Raw genomic sequence first — 20,776 nt, forward strand, 5'->3', positions numbered from 1 at the left:
CTTATTCCCCTCACGCTTTTTCGATATTGCACAAAAAGGTTTTGTATTCTGGTGTCTGCGTATTGCAATCACCAACAAATGGTGTAAGCGTATTGATGAGGAATTGTTTTTTCTCACCAACATTTACCCAGCCACCATGCAGGGGAATACCTATTTGATGTACTGTCTGCCCATCAATTTTCAGAGGACGTAGGCGTTTGGTTACTACAGCTTTGGCCTCTACCGAGCCGCGCTTTGTACTGATTTTAACGGTATCACCTTTGGCAATATTTTTTTGTGCAGCCAGTTCCTCACTGATTTCGACAAACTGTTCCGGCTGAGCAATCATTAGTAATTTCACTGATTTAGTCCAGAACTGGAAATGTTCGGTCAGGCGATAAGTAGTGCCAACAAAAGGAAAATCATCTTTATGACCAATGCGCTCTTTAACGCTGTCAAACAGACGTACCGCTGGTGTATTCAGTACTTTCGGATAAAGCAGATTTTTACCAATTGGCGATTCAGTGGGTTCATAGAATGTCGGAAATGGGCCATCTACCAGTTTCTTGGTACAGAACAGGCGGCCAACACCCTCTTCATTCATGATAAATGGGTTCATATTGGTATCAGGTGCCTGATCGGCTTTGTAATCAGCCACATCAGCACCCACCCACTTGCGGCCATCCCAGTGAATCAATACTCGCTCGGGATCCCAGGCTTTACCGGATGGATCGCAGGAAGCTCGGTTATACAGGATGCGACGATTTGCTGGCCATGACCACGCCCAGGCTGGTGTATTACCCAGTCCGGCATTACTGTTATCACGCCGTGCCATCTGATTACCGTTTTTGGTCCATGAACCGGCAAAAATCCAGCAGGCACATGCAGTAGTACCATCATCGCGTAGCTGAGAAAAGCTATCCAACTGCCCACCTTTAGGTACGATAATATTGCCTTTTTGGTCTTTGATATCTGCTAAAGCCCAGCCATTGGATTCCTGTGCCATTTCCTCCGGCGTAGGCGAATGTGCTACTTTATACGGCCAGCTCAGGTTAATAATCGGTTCGGGTACTTTACCGCCTTCTTTTTCATACAGTGCTTTGATGCGTAAATGCAGCTCTGCCAGAATTTCAAGGTCGGCTTTAGCCTCTTCTGGCGCTTCGGCACCGGCATAATGCCATTGCAACCAGCGTGAAGAATTGACAATAGATCCGTTTTCTTCCGCAAAACAAGGTACTGGCAGGCGAAATACGGTGGTCTGGATAGTAGATGGATCTACATTATGCGCATCACCATGATTTTCCCAGAAAGTAGCAGTTTCTGTGTTCAGCGGATCCATCACTACCATCCACTTGAGGCGTGAAAAAGCTTCAACAATGCGATTTGAATCCGGGAAAGAACCCATGGCGTTAAAGCCTTGTACCAGCAGGCCGTGCATCTGCCCCTGATACATCATTTCTGTCATTTGCAGCACATCATACATCTTGTCCCATTTTGGCAGCCAGTCGTAGCCCCAGTCATTTTCTTTGGTGGCATTGTCACCGAAGAACCATTTAAGCAGGCTAACCATAAATTTGGGAGTATTGCTCCAGTAATTGAGCTGCCCCGGACGCAGAGCTGCCGGCGTTTGTACTCTTAGATAGTCGGAAAAAGTAGGATTTTTCTTTTCGTTGGGCAAACTCAGATAGCCCGGCAGGTTGGTAGAAAGCAAACCCAGATCAGACAGTCCCTGAATATTAGAGTGACCACGCAGGGCATTAACGCCACCGCCAGCCATGCCGATATTGCCAAGAATCAACTGAATCATCGCCATAGTACGGATATTCTGCGAACCATAGGTATGTTGAGTCCAGCCTAATGCATACAGAATTGTACCAGCCTTGTTTTTTGCCGAAGTGGCTCCCAAAGCTTCGCAGACCAACAGAAAATCTTTGATTGGCGTGCCGGTAATTTTATGCATCATTTCCGGCGTGTACTGGGCATAATGCCGCTTCATTACCTGCCATACACAGCGCGGATTTTTTAGAGTCGGATCTACTTTGGCATAGCCATTTTCGTCTAATTCATATGCCCAACTGGCATTATTATAGACAGCGCTGCCTTTGGCGCCTTTCGGTGCTGCCGCCGGTGCCTGTCTGCCGTCTTCAGCAGTGTAATCAGCGTGTCCCGAAAACAAACCTTCATGAAATCCATAGCCATCAGCCACAATAAAAGAGGCATTGGTATAATTCTTAACATAATCCCATTGCACTTTATTGTTTTTAATCAGCCAGTTAATTACCGCACCTAGAAAAGCAATATCGGTACCGGAACGAATTGGCAGGTAGTGGTCGGCCACGGAAGCTGTACGATTAAAACGCGGGTCACACACAATCAGTTTGGTGCCCTTCTGTTTTTTGGCTTCAATGACCCACTTAAAACCAACGGGATGCGCTTCAGCAGCATTGCCGCCCATCACCAGAATAAAATCTGCATTCTGGATATCTGTCCATGTATTGGTCATGGCACCACGGCCGAATGTAGCTGCTAACGCAGATACAGTCGGGCCATGACAAACCCTTGCCTGCGAATCAGTACCAACCAGCCCGAGCGAACGCATAAATTTCTGCGTCAAAATGCCAGTTTCATTGGAGCTGGCAGAGGCACACAGCATTCCCAGACTTTCCAGCCGGTTTACGGTAACGCCATCAGCGTTTTTTTCAATCAGATTGGCATCCCGTTCATCTTTAATCAGGCGCGCAATGCGATCCAGTGCCTCATCCCAGTTGATGTCTTTCCACTCATTGCTGCCCGCTTCGCGTACCTGCGGGTGCAGCACGCGATTTGGGCTGTTCACAAAGTCAATCAGTGATGCGCCCTTAGGACACAGACTGCCGCGACTGACAGGATGATCTGGGTCTCCTTCGATATGAAAGATTTTCTTTTTGGCGTTTTTGGCGCCGTCACCCAGGCTATATAACAACGTACCACAGCCAACTGAACAATACGTGCAATTATTGCGTGTTTCTGTTGCCCGTAATAATTTGTACTGGCGGACTTCAGCAAAGGCAGTGGCTGGCGCCATGCCCATAACAGCCAATCCTGTAGCGCCGGCACCTGCTGCGGTAACCTTAAAAAACTGGCGTCTTGTCAGGTTCATGTGTGATGGTTTCCTAATGAAATTATTTTTATTTATTGTAGAGAATCAAATCTCGTACAGCTTACCAAGTATGCTAGAAAGTTTATTAATACTAACATTTAACTCCATTATAATACTTTATTTAAACTATTATATAAATTTATCTGCATTTTTTAATATTAATAAATAATTACACTTTTTTTTGAAAACCCTTTATTTACCTTGCTTATAGATTGTTTTTATTTAAATAATATGGTTATAGCGTTGGCAAAAAAATTAAATTGGTTACTTAGTAAATTATTTCATCTGCAAATTAATGCCCAGTATATAGTATGATTTATAATTATTTTTACTTAATATTACATAAAAGCTTTAAATGCAATATGACTGCTATTCGTTATATAGTAAGATATATTTCGGAACAATTTTCCCTTATAATCAGCATAATTCGACCCAACTGGGAGAACAATGCATTTTAACCAAGGACAAAATATGCGTCATAATTATGTTCGTCTGAAAGTCATCATGACCACAATCAGCCTGTTCGTGGTTAGCAATTTTTCTTTTGCCGCCAGCATCACTGTCTCCGCTGCCGCCAGTCTCACCAATGCATTCAATGACATTGCCAAGGCATATCAGCAGCAATATCCGCAAGATAAAGTTCTGCTCAATTTTGGTGCGTCCGGTTCTCTGCTACGGCAGATGCAAAATGGTGCTCCGGTAGACGTATTCGCCTCGGCAGACCAGCAGACTATGGATCAGGCACAGGTCAAAAATCTGGTGCACGCACAAGACAGAGTTAATTTTGTGAATAATACTCTGGTACTAATTACACCGAAAAAAAGTGATTTAACTATACGCGGCCTGCCAGACCTGCAACATAGTGGTATTAAACATATTGCACTGGGCAATCCCGCTTACACACCAGCCGGCCGCTACGCGCAAGCAGCAATGGAACAAGCTCAGGTATGGAGTAAGGTTCAGCCTAAAATCGTTAACGTAAACAACGTGCGACAGGCATTGGATTATGTAGCCAACCAATCTGCCGAAGCCGGTTTTGTCTTTGGTACGGATGCAGCCATTATGCCGGATAAGGTCAGCGTGGCCGCTACTATCCCTACCAGCAAACCAATCAGTTATCCTATCGCCAGAACTGTAGCTAGCAAGGAACCAACTGCGGCTAACCGTTTCATCCACTTTATTCAGTCAGCTAAAGGCCAGCAGATTCTTAAGCACTATGGTTTCCAGAGCGCACACTGAATATTATTGCTGCCGGCAGTAATCACCTTAATTGCCTGAATTTTTCATTTCAAGGAGAAATAATGACTGCGGCCTGGATTGCCCTTGCCCTGTCGCTTAAAATTGCCTTGTGGGCAACGGCCATCAATCTGGTTTTCGGTATAGGTGCTGGCTATGTACTCGCCCGTAAAGCTGTATGGGGACGGGAACTGATTGATACCATCCTCACCCTGCCAATGGTGATGCCACCAACGGTACTGGGCTATTATTTACTGGTATTGATTGGTAAAAATGGTTTTATTGGCCAGTGGTTACAGCATTATCTGGATATTAATCTGATTTTTACCTGGCAGGGTGCAGTAGTAGCAGCCACAGTAGTATCGTTTCCACTGATATTTAAACCGGCGCGTGCTGCATTTGAAAGTCTGGATCCACAGCTGGAACAGGCCGCCCGTGTTTTGGGTATCAGTAATGTCGGTGTTTTCCTGCGCATCACTCTGCCACTGGCCTGGCGCGGTATTCTGGCCGGTGTATTACTGGCATTCGCCCGCAGTATGGGTGAATTCGGCGCTACACTGATGGTGGCTGGCAGCATTCCCGGGCAAACACAAACTCTGTCCATTGCTGTATACGAAGCAGTACAGGCCGGTGATGACCATCTAGCCAATACACTAGTACTAATAATATCTGTGGTATGCATTCTGATATTACTGCTTACCAGCAAACTTTTATCCGGCAAAGTACCCATGCACAATCTTAAATAACTAAATGCTTGATTCGGACAATAATACTCCTGCTTGTGTATTGCTTCGTTTCTGCCTATTTTTAATTCAACCAGTGGCTTATGTTAGATTTCAATTTCCAGAAAATCCTCCGGCGTACTGATGGCAGCAAATTTACTCTGGATATCCGCCTGTCCAGTAAAGCACCACGTAATATAATTATGGGTGCCTCCGGTAGTGGAAAAAGCCTGATGTTAAAAGCCATTGCCGGCTTGCTGACCCCTGCGCAAGGCCATATTATTGTTAACGGGATTATCTTATTTCAGGCGCCACACCTGAATCTTAATCCACAGCAACGTAAGCTTGCCTATGTTTTTCAGGACTATGCTCTCTTTCCGCATTTGAATGTACGCCAGAATATAGCCTGCGGTATCCGACATGGTTTATTCAATCCGCGCAAACGCAGCCGATATCCGGAAGTGGAACACTGGTTGGCAGCCATGCAGCTTAGTACAGTGGCAGAACAGTATCCGGCACATCTGTCTGGTGGCCAGCGTCAGCGTGTGGCTCTGGCACGTGCGCTGATTGCACGGCCGAATGCCATTCTGCTGGATGAGCCATTTTCTGCACTGGATACCCAATTACGCGCGCAAATGCGTTCAGAACTGGCTAACTGGCAACAACAGTTAAATTTACCCATGCTACTGATTACTCACGATCCAGAAGATGCTGCTGCTTTTGACGCTCAAATCTGGCACATGGATAATGGACATTTATATTCAGCCTCCCAGTAGTAACAGCCATTATGAATGAATTCAATCTAGATACTGAACTGATTCCGACCATTAACGGCCAGCGAATTGGTAACAGCAAACGGATTGCTCTACTCGAAAATATCCAGCGCCATGGCTCGATCACTCAGGCGGCTAAGGCCGTACCCATGAGTTATAAAGCAGCATGGGATGCCATAGATGCGCTAAATAATCTGGCACCACAACCCTTAGTATTACGCCAGACTGGCGGTCAGGGTGGCGGCAACAGCGTTTTAACCGCCTTTGGTGAAGCCTTTTTAAATTATTACCATACCATGCAGCAACGCCATCAGCAGTTACTTCTACAACTGCAAGGCAATACCGACCGCAGCCATTATGGCTTATGGCAAAAAATGAATCTGGATTTAAGTGCCGATAATCAGCTTGCCGGTATCGTTAGCCGAATCATTGATGGAACAGTAAACCATGAAGTGCATCTGCGTTTAAGCAGCGGGCAAGAACTGATAGCTATGCTTACTCGGCGCAGTTGTGAACAGATGGAACTGGCTGTCGGTGTTGAAGCACTGGCACTGATTCAGGCTTCTGCCATTATGCTTGCCCGCCCTGAGTCCAATTTACTTATATCTGCACGCAATCAGCTTAATGGACAAATACGTCATATTGATACCGGTGCGGTTAATAGTGTTATTACGGTAGATTTAAGTGCTGCGCTTAGTCTGACAGCCAGTATTACCCGTAGCAGCGCCGAAAATATGCAACTTAATACCGGCAATGAAATTATACTGTTAATTAAAGCACCAAGCATTATTCTTGCCCGCCTGCGCTAAACCGGCCACATATTGCTGCATTGACAATTCACCATATCCTCACAGGCAAGCATCAATATGCTCTGCCTGATCCGCAGCCTGAAAAATACTGAAGCCAGAATAATCCTGTATGTATCTGGTATCAGATTATTCTGGCTTATACTAATGCACGATAGCCAAGCTATTTGCGACTAGTGCATATTCTCTCTTTGTTTAAATCTGTCTTTTTAAGCCGCAAATGTATTGTAAACCCTATAGATATGTATTTTAAGGCTTTTGTCTAAATTTTTTCAAAAAAAACTTATATATATCATTTCATCACCATATGTTGGCCATTAATATCAATAATCATATTAATTGTGCCAGATATATTATTTCGCCAGCAGCCCGAAAATATTATGTTAAACTTTCCATCTTATTTAAACCGGTAGCCACAACCACCTTTTGCATCAGCCATACTCATAACCAGAATTAGACCATACCAAACACAGAGTATATTAATTTCTAGCGCAGGATAACTTCATCTGCCAGCTCGTTTACTCCCGCATGTTTACGCGGAAAATACTGTACCAGCAACTCTGTCAGCTCATCCAATCCGGCACTCAAACCGGCTATATAATTTTGCTGCTGAAATGCCTGCGTAATATGATTACATATCTTTTGCCACTCTCTCGTGTCGACACAGGTATTAATACCTCGATCTGCAATAATTTCCACTGCACGGTCTGCAAACAACACATAAACCAGAATGCCACTCTTTTCCGTAGTATCCCATACACCCAGATGGCTAAACCAGTACCGAGCGCGTTGGCGTGCTGTAATGTGGTGGCACAGACTCGCAGTATTAAGACTGGACTCAATCACAAACCGCAGTTGTCCGGTATGCCGCTGTTCAGAACGCGCAATCTGTTCAGTAAGCTGTTGCAGAGCCAGTACCGGGAAATAGACACTTACCCGCTGGCGTGGATGTATCCAGTGTCGCCAGAGCCGAGGCCACAACCTCATATTCAGTTTAGTTGTACTCATATAGCCCATTCTTTCCTGTGTATCTGATTTGGTAGGATAACACTACAGGTTAATTTAAGAGTGTATGTATTTTAATTTTCTAAATCAACACCATAATAATTAAGCAAATAATTACACATATACAGGCTTATATCCGATAAAAAAACTGGCTCACCATTTTGCCTATTACGGCTTTCAGTATGGCCAGTTCTTATCAAATTTATTGGAAAAGATGGATGTATTTTATCCGTAGATGAAAAAGCACATACCGACAATGCACAACTAACATCCTTATACAATCAGTATAAATGTTCAGATTGTTTTTAATGACATCAAACACCATACATCTTTTATTAATTGACTCGAGTTGAAAAATTTTTAGCAAAAATACAAAATATATTTATAAAATCAACACTTTATCAGCCAAACAAAAACCCGCATGTAACCAGAGCATTACAGTGGTCACACTTATCCAGCAAGTTGCTAAACGAATCCACGTAACTGTTTTATATAAGCATACGCAGCCTGTATGCGCTGGGTATGCTCGGTTGCCCGCTGTATCTCAGCTGGTGATAATTTCTTTTTAACCAGTTTATCCGGATGATATTTATTCATCAGACGGCGGTATGCCTGTTTGATTTCATGCACATTGGCATTTGCCGAGACTCCCAGTACCTGATAAGCATCACCGTCATACGGCTCCTCAACTGGCGGCGGCTGTCTATTATTCTGTTGCTGTTGACGATATTGCTGCTGCTGTTGCCACGATTGTTGTTTACGCTGCTCATATCGTTCACGCTGGCGTTGCTGTTTCCATTGCCCATTTGTCTGCCAGTAATGGCGATATTCATTGCCCTGCCCATGTACTGTCTGGCTGGCAAAAATCAGCATTTGCGCATAAGGAATACGGAACTCATCCGCTATAATATTTAGGATATGCCGTTCATTTTTGTGTAGCCGGCCATCTACTAGTGCAAGTTCGAGTATATGTTTACAAAACCACATCAAACCGCGCTTGTCATGACTATAGGCACGATACAATTGGCCAAGACGGGCTCTAAGCGGATAATTTCGCATTTGTCCCATATTGAAAGCATAGCGTGCCAATACTTCCATTTCTGCGTCTAACTGTAATTTCTTAGTCATTGCATAAATATGCGATCGGTCCTCCTCAGAAACATGTCCTTTGGCAGCGCAGACTTGTCCTGCCACCTCAAACAACACCACCAAATACAGATTTCTGTCTATAGCAATTGATGCTTCAGTACCATCATCAACAATATGCACTGCATACAGATAAAACAGAATCAGTATGACCAGCACAATATCCACTAGCATGCCACCAGTACCAAAGCGCATGGGCAAATACCACAACAGCAGAAAACAAATAATAAACCCGATTTTAGACATGTATGCCTACCAGAAAATACAATACATAACTCATGTAACAAAGCAAATATCTGTATAGAAATTTAGTTAAAACCTGATAAATAATCGGCATTTCATATCTACCCTGATTCACTCTGTCCAAATATTATTACCAGCTTCCAGAGGCACCACCACCACCATAGCCTCCACCGCCACCGCTAAAGCCGCCTCCAGAACCACCGCCTCCAAAAAAATCATTATCTTTATTGTTACTGTAACCACCAATAAATACATTACCGGCAAAAATAAAGGCCACTATAAACGAGAGAATGGCCATGAGTATCGCAACGAACAGATTCCAGCCAATATACCAACCCAGCGTTAATACCAGAAACGCCACGATAGCACTGCCCAGCGTATTACCAAATATATTTTTTAAAAATGCACCCGCTACAAATACCAATAACATTGTTTCTATTAACATAGCGGTAAAACTGTTTGTTTGCTGAGCCTCAGGCTGCTGTATTGCTGGCAATTTCTCACCGTTAATCAGTTTCTCCAGTATATCCACTGCCTGTCGTACACCACCATCTGTATTATTCGCACGCAATTGTGGGCGCAATACATCATCTAGTATACGTTTAGCATAAGCATCAGGAATAGCCCCTTCCAGCCCGCGCCCGGGAGCCAGAAACGTTTTGTGTTCATCACGCACCAGTAATAACAATACTCCATCATCAATTCCCTTTCGCCCGGGTTTCCACGTACTCATCACCCGAGTGGCGTAATCAAACGGTGTTTCCGGTGCAATAGCTGGTACAGTTAATACTATAATCTGGCTGCCATGCTCCCGACTGAACGTCAGCAATTGTCCATTTAAATCTTTACGGGTGTCTGGCTGTAACATATTGGCCGTGTCCATTACCGGAGCAGTCAAAGCTGGTACCGGTGCCAGATTTTCAGCAGCCGGTGCCAGCAAGGCAAAGCAACAGCCCAGAATCAATAACAATAAATTGCGGGCAGATAAGCGGATTGTATTCATGATTTTCACCTTGTTGCTGTGCATGCAGCATTCATGCCGGCCAAACGGTTTCTAGCTGTAAACAAATATTTGTGCCATATTGTGGCCACTAAAATAGCAATAGCACAAGTGAAACGTCAAATCAGCAAACAGTACCTAAATATTCAGACCCTGTGCTTACATTCATACATGGCTAGTTTTATAGTCTGGCAATAAACACATCTTTTATATCAGAACAACCTTGACATGAAAACAGAATAGTGCCATTTGCAATTGAAATGTGCAAAATACGGAATTAAATTAAATTTAATACAGCCTTACAAATAAAGACCATTCAGAAACACAGAAATGCCGATAAAAATATTGATACTGCTGCGATTACTTCTCCTCAAGCCAACCTGCAACACCATCATTAGCCTATAATGTAGAATTATACTGTTTAGCTTATAGCAACGGATAGCGCACACTGAACAACAATCCGGTACGACAAGGTATTTCCGGTATACTACCAATATTTAATTTTAATTGAGTAAATCCTCACTCACATTGCCAGTGGTTAAAAAATCCGTAAATACGCGTCTAACCATAGTAAAATTCCGAACAGTAGAGCAAGCTGCAAAACAATCCCCTAGCATGTAAATCATTCCCTCAGGTGCCTCAGGATTACAAGGTGCTACTGGATTATAAAATGTTCTGACATCATAACCCTCTTCAGTTTCTTCACCCAGTAATACCATATAAGTCTGAATATCAGTTTGATGATTATCGGAATACAAAGTTATTTCCATACCAGGTGAAGTTGGTTTACTTTTCGACTGCTTCCACAGACTCAGAAAGCCATTATTGGTTCTCAAAATTTCAAGATATTATTGCATCTGATCTTCATTAGGATTTTCAATCCGAGGCAGATAAACCTTATTCATTTGTCTGAAAAAATTCAACCAGCCTTTTCGTTTCCTATCATAATAAAACCCATACAATTTATATATACATTGTTTTTCACCGTTGTTTATTCTCAAAAAATATAGATTAATATTCAGACAACTGGCTGTTATCAAACCGGCAGGCATTATTATGAATAATTCACTATATGCATAGTCAGGAAGTTAACGACACCATGGTCAGACAGATAATAGTGCAACTGAATTATATATTCTGCAACAACCAAGATTTTTGCCTGAATATGCAAGATTGAATGCTATCGAACTGGTACAAATCTGTTTTACTACAAACTAATTTGAGCTGATTTAACAGAGAAACAGCCAGTTTATACAAACTGGCTGTCTGATATTGAAATGAACCATCAGGCTGGTAATAACACTAGAATTCTACCTGCGGTGCCTGTTTCACAGCAGCTTCATTTTCCGGTACGAAGTTTGGCCGCACATGCATCCCAAACACTTTGGCGGTAATATTATTCGGAAAGGAGCGCAATGTAGTGTTATAAATCTGCACCGTTTGAATATAGCGGTTACGTGCCAACGCAATGCGGTTTTCCGTACCCTCCAGCTGTGCCTGTAAATCACGGAAACTCTGGTCAGCTTTCAGGTCAGGATAATTTTCACTTACTACCAGCAAACGGCTTAGAGCACTGCTCAGATTACCCTGAGCCTGCGAAAACTGCTGTATTTTTGCCGGGTCTTCTGCATCGCTACTGGTCATATTCAGACTGCCAACACGTGAACGGGCATTTGTTACCTCAGTTAGAACCTGCTGTTCATGTTTGGCATAACCTTTAACCGTATTCACCAAATTGGGCACCAGATCGGCACGACGCTGATACTGGTTCAGAACTTCTGACCAGGCAGCATTAGCGGCCTCATCCTGAGATTGCATTGTATTATAGCCACAACCACTAAGATTCAAGACCAGAATAAATACGCTTAACCAGCCCATTAATCGTTTATACATTGTAAACTCCAGTACCTATTATTGTGTCATTTTAACATGTTATCGTTACTTTTTACGCCATAAGTAGCGCAATCTTATATATCTTAAGCTATAATTAATGCAAAATAATAAAAATCATTTTAACCAAACTGTAAAGGATGTTATATGTTCCCTGAATATCGAGACCTGATTAGCAAATTAAAGGCGGAAAATAATCATTTTGCCAATCTATTTGAAGAGCACAACCGACTGGATGATAAAATAACCGGTCTGACCAATAACCCAGTTACCAGTGGTCTGGATAATCTGGACGAACTGAAACGGGAAAAATTGCGTCTTAAAGACGAGATTTATGCCATGCTGCGTGAAGCAGACGGTAAAGCCTGAAATGGTTAAACCAGTAAAAAACCCTGCTAAAAGCAGGGTTTTTTACTGGTTTAACCATTATTCTGCAACAAAGCATTAAACCGCTGCTGAATAACAGCAGGAAAAGAAACTGCCCTATTGCTTTGCTGGTCAAAAGCCACAAATGCAACCTGTGCCTGCACCACTATCTGACCTGTATTTTTCAGCGTAATAACCTGACTTACATCCACTTTGCGGGGTTGAACTTTGCTAAAAGCGGTAGTAATCAGCAAATCATCGCCGAAACCGGCACTGCGCCGGTAACTGATATTAATATTAATCACCGCCATACCACAGCCGGCAGCAGCAAATAATGGTGTTAAGCCAGCTTCATCAAAATAATGCCAGCGCGCCTCTTCCAGAAATTCCAGATAACGCGCATTGTTAACATGCCGGTACACATCAAGATGAAAACCACGTACCCGAATTTCAGTTTGATGCCCTTGAACCAATGGCTGCTTTATTTTTTGCTTTAAGTCCTGCATATCTTAATTATTCCAGCATAGTCCAGCCAATAGTTCCATTCGCACGCAAAGGAATCAGGCGTTCATGACCATAAGAAAAGTATGGCGGTATTGTACGATTACTCTTCACCAGTGTGATTTTATCTGTATTGGGAGTCAAACCATAAAAAAGTGGGCCGTTTTCAGCAGCAAAAGCCTGCAATTTATCCAGTGCTCCAGCCTCTTCGAATGCCTCCGCATACAGTTCAATAGCGGCAAAAGCACTAAAGATACCCGCACAACCACAGGCAGATTCCTTACTCGTCTGTGCATGAGGAGCACTATCCGTACCCAGAAAAAATTTATGTGCCTGCTTACCACTAACAGCCTGTAACAGTGCCTGTCGATGACTCTCGCGTTTAAGTACAGGCAGACAGTAATGGTGCGGTTGCATTCCACCCACAAGCAAGGCATTGCGGTTATAAAGTAAATGTTGTGGTGTCACAGTAGCCGCAATATTTTCACCAGCCTCAGCCACCAGCCTCGCTGCTTCTGCGGTAGTAATATGCTCAAATACCAGTTTCAGACTAGGCAAACGCTGTAATAATGGCTGTAACAGCTCATCAATAAAAACCGCCTCACGGTCAAAAATATCAATTTCACTATGAGTTACCTCACCATGTACCAGTAATGGCAAGCCTAATTCAGCCATCGTTTCAAGTACCGGTAATAAAGCCCATAAGTCACTGACACCTGATGAAGAATTAGTTGTCGCACCAGCCGGATATAGCTTGCACGCTATGATCCCTGCCGCTTTGGCCTCACGAATGAGTGCCGGTGTGCTTTGGTCAGTCAGGTATAAAGTCATCAGTGGCTGAAAATGACTATTAGCCGGTAATGCAGCCAAAATACGCTCACGATAGGCCATTGCTGCCGCAACTGTGGTTACTGGTGGTTTCAGATTTGGCATAATCAGTGCACGACCCATTTGCCGCGCACTGAACGGCACTACCGCTTTTAAAGCTGCCCCATCACGTACATGAAGATGCCAGTCATCGGGTCGGGTTATAGTAAAAATCTGCATCTGCATCCGTTTCATTAACAGGCTGTTACATAGCTCAAAAGGCAGTTGGTTAACACTGCCGCTTCTCCGGCACATCAATTGAAAACAAATTGTAAGTAATGGTATTAAATCACAGCCACATAGACTTTAGCGGTGCTTCACCCACATTATCATTATACCGTCATCCTTGTTTTGCAGATGCAGTAATTCATGTCCGGTCTGGCGACAGAAAGCCGCAAAATCATCAGGCGCACTTTTATCCGTTGCCAGTACCTGCAAAACTTGCCCAGCATCCATCGCGGCCAAGGCTTTTTTGGCACGCAGAATCGGCATGGGGCAACTCAAGCCGGTTACATCTAAAATAACATCACTATGTGGTTCGCTCATAAGCAGCTCAGCACAGATTATTGTAAAATATGATTATACAACGTGCATGCAAGAGACCAAACACTCTTTTTGGTAAACAGATGCGTTCACCACCAGACTAATAAGAATAGCGCATCTGTAGTCAAATGCGTTCTGCTACTTTAGCCTTTCACACACACCACCTGCCGCAAACGGTGCACAATCTCTACCAGCTCATTCTGTGCCGTCATGACAGCATCAATATCTTTATAGGCCATCGGAATTTCATCAATCACACCGGCATCCTTTCGGCATTCAACATGGGCAGTGGCCTGAATCTGGTCAGCAATACTAAACTGTTTTTTGGCAGCGGTACGGCTCATTACTCTTCCAGCACCATGCGAACAGGAACAGAAACTGTCTGCATTGCCCAAACCTCTGACAATATAACTTTGTGCCCCCATCGAACCGGGAATAATGCCCAGCTCGCCTGTTCGTGCTGAAACCGCGCCCTTTCGGGTAATAAAAACTTCAGCGCCAAAATGCCGCTCTTTCTGCACATAATTATGATGGCAGTTCACTGCGGCCAGATGTGTGTTAAAGGACTTGCTGATTACCTTACGTAACGCCGCAATCACATTGTGCATTATGGTTTCACGGTTTAAGCGCGCAAACTCCTGTGCCCAGTGTACGGCTGAAACATAATCTTCAAAGTGTTCAGTGCCTTCACGCAGATAAGCCAGATTTTCATCCGGCAGATTCTGCATATGCACCTGCATATCTTTTTTCGCCAGTTCGATAAAAAAAGTTCCAATGGCATTACCAATACCGCGTGAACCACTATGCAGCATTATCCACACCCGCTCGACTTCATCCAGACAGATTTCAATAAAGTGATTACCGGTACCGAGCGTGCCCAAATGGCGATAGTTATTGGTATTGAGAAATCGCGGATATTTGGCGGTAAGCTGCTCAAATCCCGGCAGCAGCTGCTGCCAGTACTGATCAACCACTGAGGGCGGATTCTGCCAGCTACCCTGATCGCGGCCGCGATGTCTGGGTGTTAGCCCGTGTGGTACTGCTTTTTCGATTTCCTGCCGCAGCACCAGCAAATTATCTGGTAAATCAGCCGCCATCAGTGAAGTCTGCACCGCCATCATGCCGCAACCAATATCCACACCCACTGCGGCCGGAATTACTGCTCCAAGTGTAGGAATAACGCTGCCAATAGTGGAACCTTTCCCCACATGTACATCAGGCATAACCGCAATGTGCTGGAAAATAAATGGAAGTTGTGCAGTTTTAATCAGTTGTGCTTTGGCTTTTTCATCTACCGGCACCCCTTGAGTCCACATTTTAATGGGTTTGGCCTGTTCCGCTTGCAGTAGATTATATGTTGTCATTTTACCCCCTTGTTACTGCTTTATTTTCATTAATCTGGTTAATTCAGACTAGCTGCCAGCTTATCGCAAGCATATAGCATAATTTTCGAAATATTGTTGTCAATCAGTAACACCGTGCCAGCGCTATTAACCAGACAGTTATAGTACAGTCATGACATACACAAATCATAGCTAAACTAAGTTCAGCGATTTTCAACTATTGATATCGGCAGGATTAAATAACATTGCCGTCAAATCAGTGTTATTAAAACTCAAGGCAGATCTATTTCAGTATTGCCCGATAAGGTCAGAATAACAGCTTTAGTTTTGAGCTAGCTCCAGCATCTCACTGGCATGATTACGTGTGGTATCGGTAATGGTTTCACCACCGAGCATACGCGCAATCTCATCCACTCGGCCAGCAGATGTTAACACCTTGATCTCGCTAACTGTCTGTCCCTTATTATTGTGTTTGCGCACCTGCCAGTGCTGCTGGCCACAGGCAGCTACCTGCGGTAAATGGGTTACAGCCAGTACCTGACGGTTTTGCCCCAAACTGCGCAAAGCGTGACCAACAACATCTGCCACAGCACCACCAATGCCGGTATCAACTTCATCAAAAATCAGCGTGGGTACTGCATTGTACTGGCTGGTAACCATTTGCAGTGCCAGACTAATGCGTGCCAGTTCACCGCCGGAAGCCACTTTACTCATAGCGCGTAAAGGTGTGCCCTGATTGGCCGCCACCTGATACTGTACCTGTTCCAGACCATGCAAAGACGGTGAAGCGCTTAAAAGCTCAATATGAAAGCGTGCACCTTGCATAGCCAAATTCTGCATATGCGCAGTAGTTTGCTTTGCCAGCTTTTTAGCCGCCTGATGGCGCTTTGCCGATAAATGCTGAGCAGCCTGCATATATTCATTTTTGCGCTCAGCTACCCGTGCATGTAATGCTTCAATATCCGCAGATGCTTCCAGTTCATTCAAAGCAGCTTCAATCTTTACCAGTTCTTCAGGCAATTGTGGTGGTTCCAGCCGGTATTTGCGCGCCATGCTCATTAATTCCTGCATCCGCTGCCCTTGCTGTGCCAGCAGATTTTCATCTGTCTCAACACTGGCACTGGCTTCGCGCAGATAAGCGCTGACCTCTCCCAGCTCGGCCTCTACTGATTCCAGCAATACCACACTATCGGCAAAAGCAGGCGCAGCCTGAGTTAGTGCTGACAGTTGCTGCCGGCAGTGATACAAACGGCTTTGCAGACCATCATCACCATTAAGTATTTCTTCCACACTGGCTGCTGTTTGCAGGATATCTGCCGCATGTACCAGTGCATCATGACTCTGGCTGAGATTTTCCCATTCATTTTCCTGTAGATTTAATGCATTGAGTTCATCAAAGCGCCATTGTAACCGCTCACGTTCAATGTTCAGGCTTTCTGCCTGATTCTGCGCTTTCTCCAGCTCACGTTCTGCATCATGCCAGCGCTGATAAGTTTCGCGTACCTGCGCAACCTCCTTATCCGCACTAGCAAAGGCATCCAGTAATACACGTTGTGCTGCTTCACTGTTTAAAGAATGATGAGCATTCTGACCATGAATATCAATCAGTAATTCACCAATCTGGCGCAACTGGCCAAGAGTAACTGCCTGATTATTGATAAAACTGCGGCTTTTGCCTTTTACATCAATTATGCGGCGAATACTTAGCTGTGTTTCATGTTCATCCAACAACCCTTGTTCTTGCAATAATTCACATGCCTGCGGAACATCGCCAACATCAAACAAGGCAGATAACTGCGCTTCTTTGGCGCCATGACGAATCTGTCCATAATCAGCCTTATCGCCCAGCAACAGACCTAAAGCATCCAACGTTATCGATTTGCCTGCCCCAGTTTCACCTGTCAAAACAGTAAATCCGCCTTGAAAACTCAGATTCAGCTCATCGACAATCACAAAGTCACGCAAAGACAACGCCAGAAGCATAAACAGCCTTTCTTAAAGAAAGTATTAATGATTTACGTCAGATTTTAGTATTTTTTAGGAGAACGGGAAACTATTTTTTAGAAAAAACTAAAATTACCAATAATAAATTTCGATTTTATTAACTTCTTACCACAATTTTCTCATTATTACTGAAATACCACTTCCTGTTCAATAATCAGAGCTGCCCGTAAAAGCCCATCTTAGCCAGATGCGTTTCTAATTATGTAGGTATTACGTGTCCGTTAGCAGACACTTAGACCAGCTGGTCACCCCAGTGCAGTTTCTGGCGTAGAGTTTTGTAATACTGGTAATTAACCGGATGAAGAATCCTGAGAGAATTGCGATAACGATTGATACGGATTTTATCCATAGTATGTAAATCAAAAAATGCCTGCCCGTCAAAATGAGCACGTGCATCACTGCCTTTAGTAATCAGCACCTCGATTTCACTGGTATCACTCACTGCAATCGGTCGATTTGACATCGACTGTGGACAAATAGGTACCAAACTGAAAGCACGCAAAGTTGGTTGCAAAATCGGACCACCGGCAGCCAGAGCATACGCAGTTGAACCAGTAGGTGTAGACACAATCAGACCATCCGAACGCTGAGTGTAGACAAACTCCTTATTGATAAAAACTTCAAACTCAATCATCTGTCCCAGTGCTCCCCGACTGAGCACCACATCATTCAATGCCAACGAATGATAAAATTCTTCATCAGCGCGTACTACAGTAGCTTCCAATAAAATGCGCTCTTCAGGTACGTATTTACCGGTAAGCATCCCAGACAGCTCAGTAATCATCTGTGCTCGTGGCACCTGTGTCAGAAAACCCAGATGTCCCTGATGAATACCAATCAGCGGTACCCGGTATGGTGCCAGCTTGCGTGCAACCGACAGCAGAGTTCCATCCCCCCCCAGTACTATCACCAGATCGCAGCGCCGCCCCATTTCAGATTTTTTAATAATGTTACAACGTTGCAGTTGTACTTGATTAATCTGATTATCCGCCCATGCCTCATTATCCAGATACACCGAAAGACCTTCATCGCATAAAAAAGCAATGAGTTCATCCAATACTGTACTCATCATCGGCGTTTGCGGACGGGTTACTATCCCGATATGATTAAACTGGCTATACATGAAAATGGTCGTTCCTGACAAAGTAACTCACTCTAATACAACTACAACAAATTTTGTTCTGTTAATTATAAAGCGTAACGCATTAACATACGTGTGTTATGTAACCCCTCACACATAATGAAAACTTCACAGCTACAAGAAAAATTAAACATTATCATCAAACTGGCTGCAAATAAATTCTAAAATTGATCAATAGCTTTACCTATATCCGCAGCCTGCTGATTAATTTCAACCAGTTTCTCATGAAAAATATCTTGTTATCCATACATATCCTATTTTCCACATATCTGATCCGTATAATAATTTCTGTACAGCTTATAAAATCACACACTGCCGTAGCATAAGCCCTGACGGATGTAACAGCAGCGGATAACGCTAAACATTACTTTAAACGATCTATAAAAACACTGGTGCGGAAAAATGGCGCAGATGATTTGGTAAAAAACAGGCTATATTATTTTATATTTATATACCTATATAAGAATAAGAACTTTGGATTGTTTACTTTTTCCTTTGTCTTCCTTACCTTTATCACACCGAGACCCCAGTAGCCACAAGTATTGCACACTATTTTCATCACTACTAAAAAAATCACCAAACCAAAAACAATGTGTGGCCTCTCTCAACATGATTTATACAACAAAAACGCCAATACAAATTACCCGCATTTCAAAACCTATTTCACCCAATTGATTTATATAACATAATCCAATAATTGTATATAACACATTCTGTATAAAAAAATAATTCAGATCAATGCTCATCATTTTTCATAGTATATTTAGATTGTGAAAATTTTTTATGTTGTGTGTAATCTGTCGCTGAAAAGAGCAGATACCGCTACAATAACTGTTTAAGAAATATGGTTGCTGCCATGGCTACTTCCCTACCCAAAGTTTTTGCGCTGCTCGGTCCTACTGCCTCTGGGAAAACCAGCCTTGCTCTGCGTCTGGCTGAACGGTTTCCGATCGAAATTATCAGCCTGGATTCTGCATTAATATATCGTGACATGAATATCGGCACAGCCAAACCCACCACAGAAGAATTACAGACAGTACCTCATCATCTGATTGACATCATTTCACCTCTGGAAAGTTACAGCGCTGCCCAGTTTGTCAGTGATTGTGTGTGTCTGGTACAGGAAATCCATGCCCGTGGTCATTTTCCCTTACTGGTGGGCGGCACCATGATGTATTACCACGCCCTTACACAGGGACTGAACAGCCTGCCCGAAGCTAATACCCAAATTCGTGCTGAACTGAACAAACTGAAACAGCAGCATGGCATGGATTATTTATATACTCAACTGCAACAGGTAGACCCAATAACCGCGGCACGCCTGCCCGCTGGCGACAGCCAGCGCATTGAGCGAGCGTTAGAAATCTATCATACTACCGGCATTCCCATGAGCAGCCATCTGGCCAGACAGGAAAGCCAGCGAGCACCTGTAGAGGTATGCTCATTAGCACTGGTTCCCAGCGATCGTGCCCGTCTGCGCATACAGATTGCCACCCGCTTTCATTCAATGCTGGCACAAGGATTTATAGAAGAAGTTGAAGCACTGCGCCTGCAATATCCCGACCTGCATTCCGATCTGCCATCGATTCGCTGCGTTGGCTACCGGCAAGCATTCAATTATCTTGATGGCATAACTGATTACAATACTTTCGTGGAAAGCGGTATTGTCGCCACTCGACAACTGGCCAAGCGGCAGCTGACATGGCTGCGCAAATTGAATCCAAACTACCAGCTTGATCCTTTTGATCCGGCTAATCTATATGTACAGACTGCACAGTTTATGCAGCGTTTTTTTGCCTAATCTTATTTATTTTATAAAAGATTTCTGCAATGACGGCTTACGCAATAATATTAAAATATTGTGTAAACATCTCATTAACTGGCAGCAAAATTCTTTTACAACATGATGTATTAATTAAATTAATAGATTATTAACCTGTAATTGTTTGTCTGTATAAGTGGATATATACCCAATTCATCCCAAGGCAGAACAGCAAAAGACGATTATTTACAGTAAAATGCAGTCCGTTGTTACAGTCATTATGTCATTACATTCATCACAAATTGAATAA

Annotated in this window: 18 protein-coding genes; 6 read left to right on the plus strand and 12 right to left on the minus strand. The window is 43.6% G+C overall.

Annotated elements, in window-relative coordinates; translation table 11 throughout:
- Positions 1-10: 10 nt before the first annotated feature.
- Positions 11-3,118 carry a formate dehydrogenase-N subunit alpha gene (gene fdnG / locus BHC51_RS05750; protein ID WP_100124202.1) on the minus strand — a complete coding sequence of 1,036 codons (3,108 nt, stop codon included), beginning with the start codon at positions 3,116-3,118 and terminating at the stop codon, positions 11-13.
- Positions 3,119-3,589: 471 nt separating this feature from the next.
- On the opposite strand from fdnG, the gene modA reads away from it, so the two are divergent.
- The 4 genes from modA (at position 3,590) to BHC51_RS05770 (ending at position 6,658) form a co-directional block, all read left to right on the plus strand.
- Complete coding sequence (modA, locus tag BHC51_RS05755) at positions 3,590-4,357, plus strand: molybdate ABC transporter substrate-binding protein (protein ID WP_100124211.1); 768 nt, start codon at positions 3,590-3,592, stop codon at positions 4,355-4,357.
- Positions 4,358-4,419: 62 nt separating this feature from the next.
- Positions 4,420-5,100, plus strand: coding sequence for a molybdate ABC transporter permease subunit (gene modB, locus BHC51_RS05760; RefSeq protein ID WP_100153543.1), 681 nt, complete (start codon positions 4,420-4,422; stop codon positions 5,098-5,100).
- 80 nt (positions 5,101-5,180) lie between these two features.
- Positions 5,181-5,852 (plus strand): sulfate/molybdate ABC transporter ATP-binding protein, encoded by a 672-nt coding sequence (locus tag BHC51_RS05765; RefSeq protein WP_100124200.1) that lies wholly within the window; start codon positions 5,181-5,183, stop codon positions 5,850-5,852.
- Positions 5,853-5,863: 11 nt separating this feature from the next.
- On the plus strand, positions 5,864-6,658 hold the full coding sequence (locus tag BHC51_RS05770) for a TOBE domain-containing protein (RefSeq protein WP_100153544.1): 795 nt from the start codon (positions 5,864-5,866) through the stop codon (positions 6,656-6,658).
- 483 nt (positions 6,659-7,141) lie between these two features.
- Here the strand turns inward: BHC51_RS05770 and BHC51_RS05775 are convergent, their stop codons facing one another.
- The 5 genes from BHC51_RS05775 to BHC51_RS05800 all read right to left on the minus strand — a co-directional run bounded on the left by BHC51_RS05775 (position 7,142) and on the right by BHC51_RS05800 (position 11,942).
- Entirely contained in the window at positions 7,142-7,663 is a 522-nt protein-coding gene (locus BHC51_RS05775; RefSeq protein WP_180296439.1) for a TPM domain-containing protein, read from the minus strand.
- A gap of 462 nt (positions 7,664-8,125) precedes the next feature.
- The gene (gene djlA, locus BHC51_RS05780; protein ID WP_100135674.1) at positions 8,126-9,052 is read right to left on the minus strand and encodes a co-chaperone DjlA; all 927 of its coding nucleotides are present in this window, start codon (positions 9,050-9,052) and stop codon (positions 8,126-8,128) included.
- A 127-nt stretch (positions 9,053-9,179) separates the two neighbouring features.
- Entirely contained in the window at positions 9,180-10,052 is an 873-nt protein-coding gene (locus tag BHC51_RS05785) for a TPM domain-containing protein (protein WP_100124196.1), read from the minus strand.
- A 500-nt stretch (positions 10,053-10,552) separates the two neighbouring features.
- Complete coding sequence (locus tag BHC51_RS05790; protein ID WP_143558799.1) at positions 10,553-10,885, minus strand: DUF6911 family protein; 333 nt, start codon at positions 10,883-10,885, stop codon at positions 10,553-10,555.
- A gap of 466 nt (positions 10,886-11,351) precedes the next feature.
- Entirely contained in the window at positions 11,352-11,942 is a 591-nt protein-coding gene (locus tag BHC51_RS05800) for a LemA family protein (RefSeq protein WP_100100158.1), read from the minus strand.
- Between the two features lie 144 nt (positions 11,943-12,086).
- Between BHC51_RS05800 and BHC51_RS05805 the strand changes: the two genes are divergently transcribed.
- On the plus strand, positions 12,087-12,308 hold the full coding sequence (locus BHC51_RS05805) for a YdcH family protein (protein ID WP_100100157.1): 222 nt from the start codon (positions 12,087-12,089) through the stop codon (positions 12,306-12,308).
- A 50-nt stretch (positions 12,309-12,358) separates the two neighbouring features.
- On the opposite strand, the gene BHC51_RS05810 is transcribed toward BHC51_RS05805, so the two are convergent.
- The 6 genes from BHC51_RS05810 to BHC51_RS05835 all read right to left on the minus strand — a co-directional run bounded on the left by BHC51_RS05810 (position 12,359) and on the right by BHC51_RS05835 (position 18,686).
- Positions 12,359-12,811: an acyl-CoA thioesterase gene (locus BHC51_RS05810; protein ID WP_100100156.1), complete on the minus strand. Its 453-nt coding sequence runs from the start codon at positions 12,809-12,811 to the stop codon at positions 12,359-12,361.
- 7 nt (positions 12,812-12,818) lie between these two features.
- The gene (gene pyrC / locus BHC51_RS05815; protein ID WP_100153569.1) at positions 12,819-13,853 is read right to left on the minus strand and encodes a dihydroorotase; all 1,035 of its coding nucleotides are present in this window, start codon (positions 13,851-13,853) and stop codon (positions 12,819-12,821) included.
- Between the two features lie 126 nt (positions 13,854-13,979).
- Complete coding sequence (locus tag BHC51_RS05820; protein ID WP_100100155.1) at positions 13,980-14,219, minus strand: sulfurtransferase TusA family protein; 240 nt, start codon at positions 14,217-14,219, stop codon at positions 13,980-13,982.
- 140 nt (positions 14,220-14,359) lie between these two features.
- Entirely contained in the window at positions 14,360-15,580 is a 1,221-nt protein-coding gene (locus BHC51_RS05825) for an RtcB family protein (RefSeq protein WP_100100154.1), read from the minus strand.
- Positions 15,581-15,880: 300 nt separating this feature from the next.
- Entirely contained in the window at positions 15,881-17,542 is a 1,662-nt protein-coding gene (gene recN / locus BHC51_RS05830; protein WP_100153547.1) for a DNA repair protein RecN, read from the minus strand.
- 253 nt (positions 17,543-17,795) lie between these two features.
- Complete coding sequence (locus tag BHC51_RS05835; RefSeq protein WP_100100152.1) at positions 17,796-18,686, minus strand: NAD(+) kinase; 891 nt, start codon at positions 18,684-18,686, stop codon at positions 17,796-17,798.
- A gap of 874 nt (positions 18,687-19,560) precedes the next feature.
- Between BHC51_RS05835 and miaA the strand changes: the two genes are divergently transcribed.
- Positions 19,561-20,505: a tRNA (adenosine(37)-N6)-dimethylallyltransferase MiaA gene (gene miaA / locus BHC51_RS05840; protein ID WP_100153570.1), complete on the plus strand. Its 945-nt coding sequence runs from the start codon at positions 19,561-19,563 to the stop codon at positions 20,503-20,505.
- The last annotated feature ends 271 nt before the right edge of the window (positions 20,506-20,776 follow it).

This window comes from Snodgrassella alvi, assembly GCF_002777745.1.
GTDB lineage: Bacteria > Pseudomonadota > Gammaproteobacteria > Burkholderiales > Neisseriaceae > Snodgrassella > Snodgrassella alvi_D.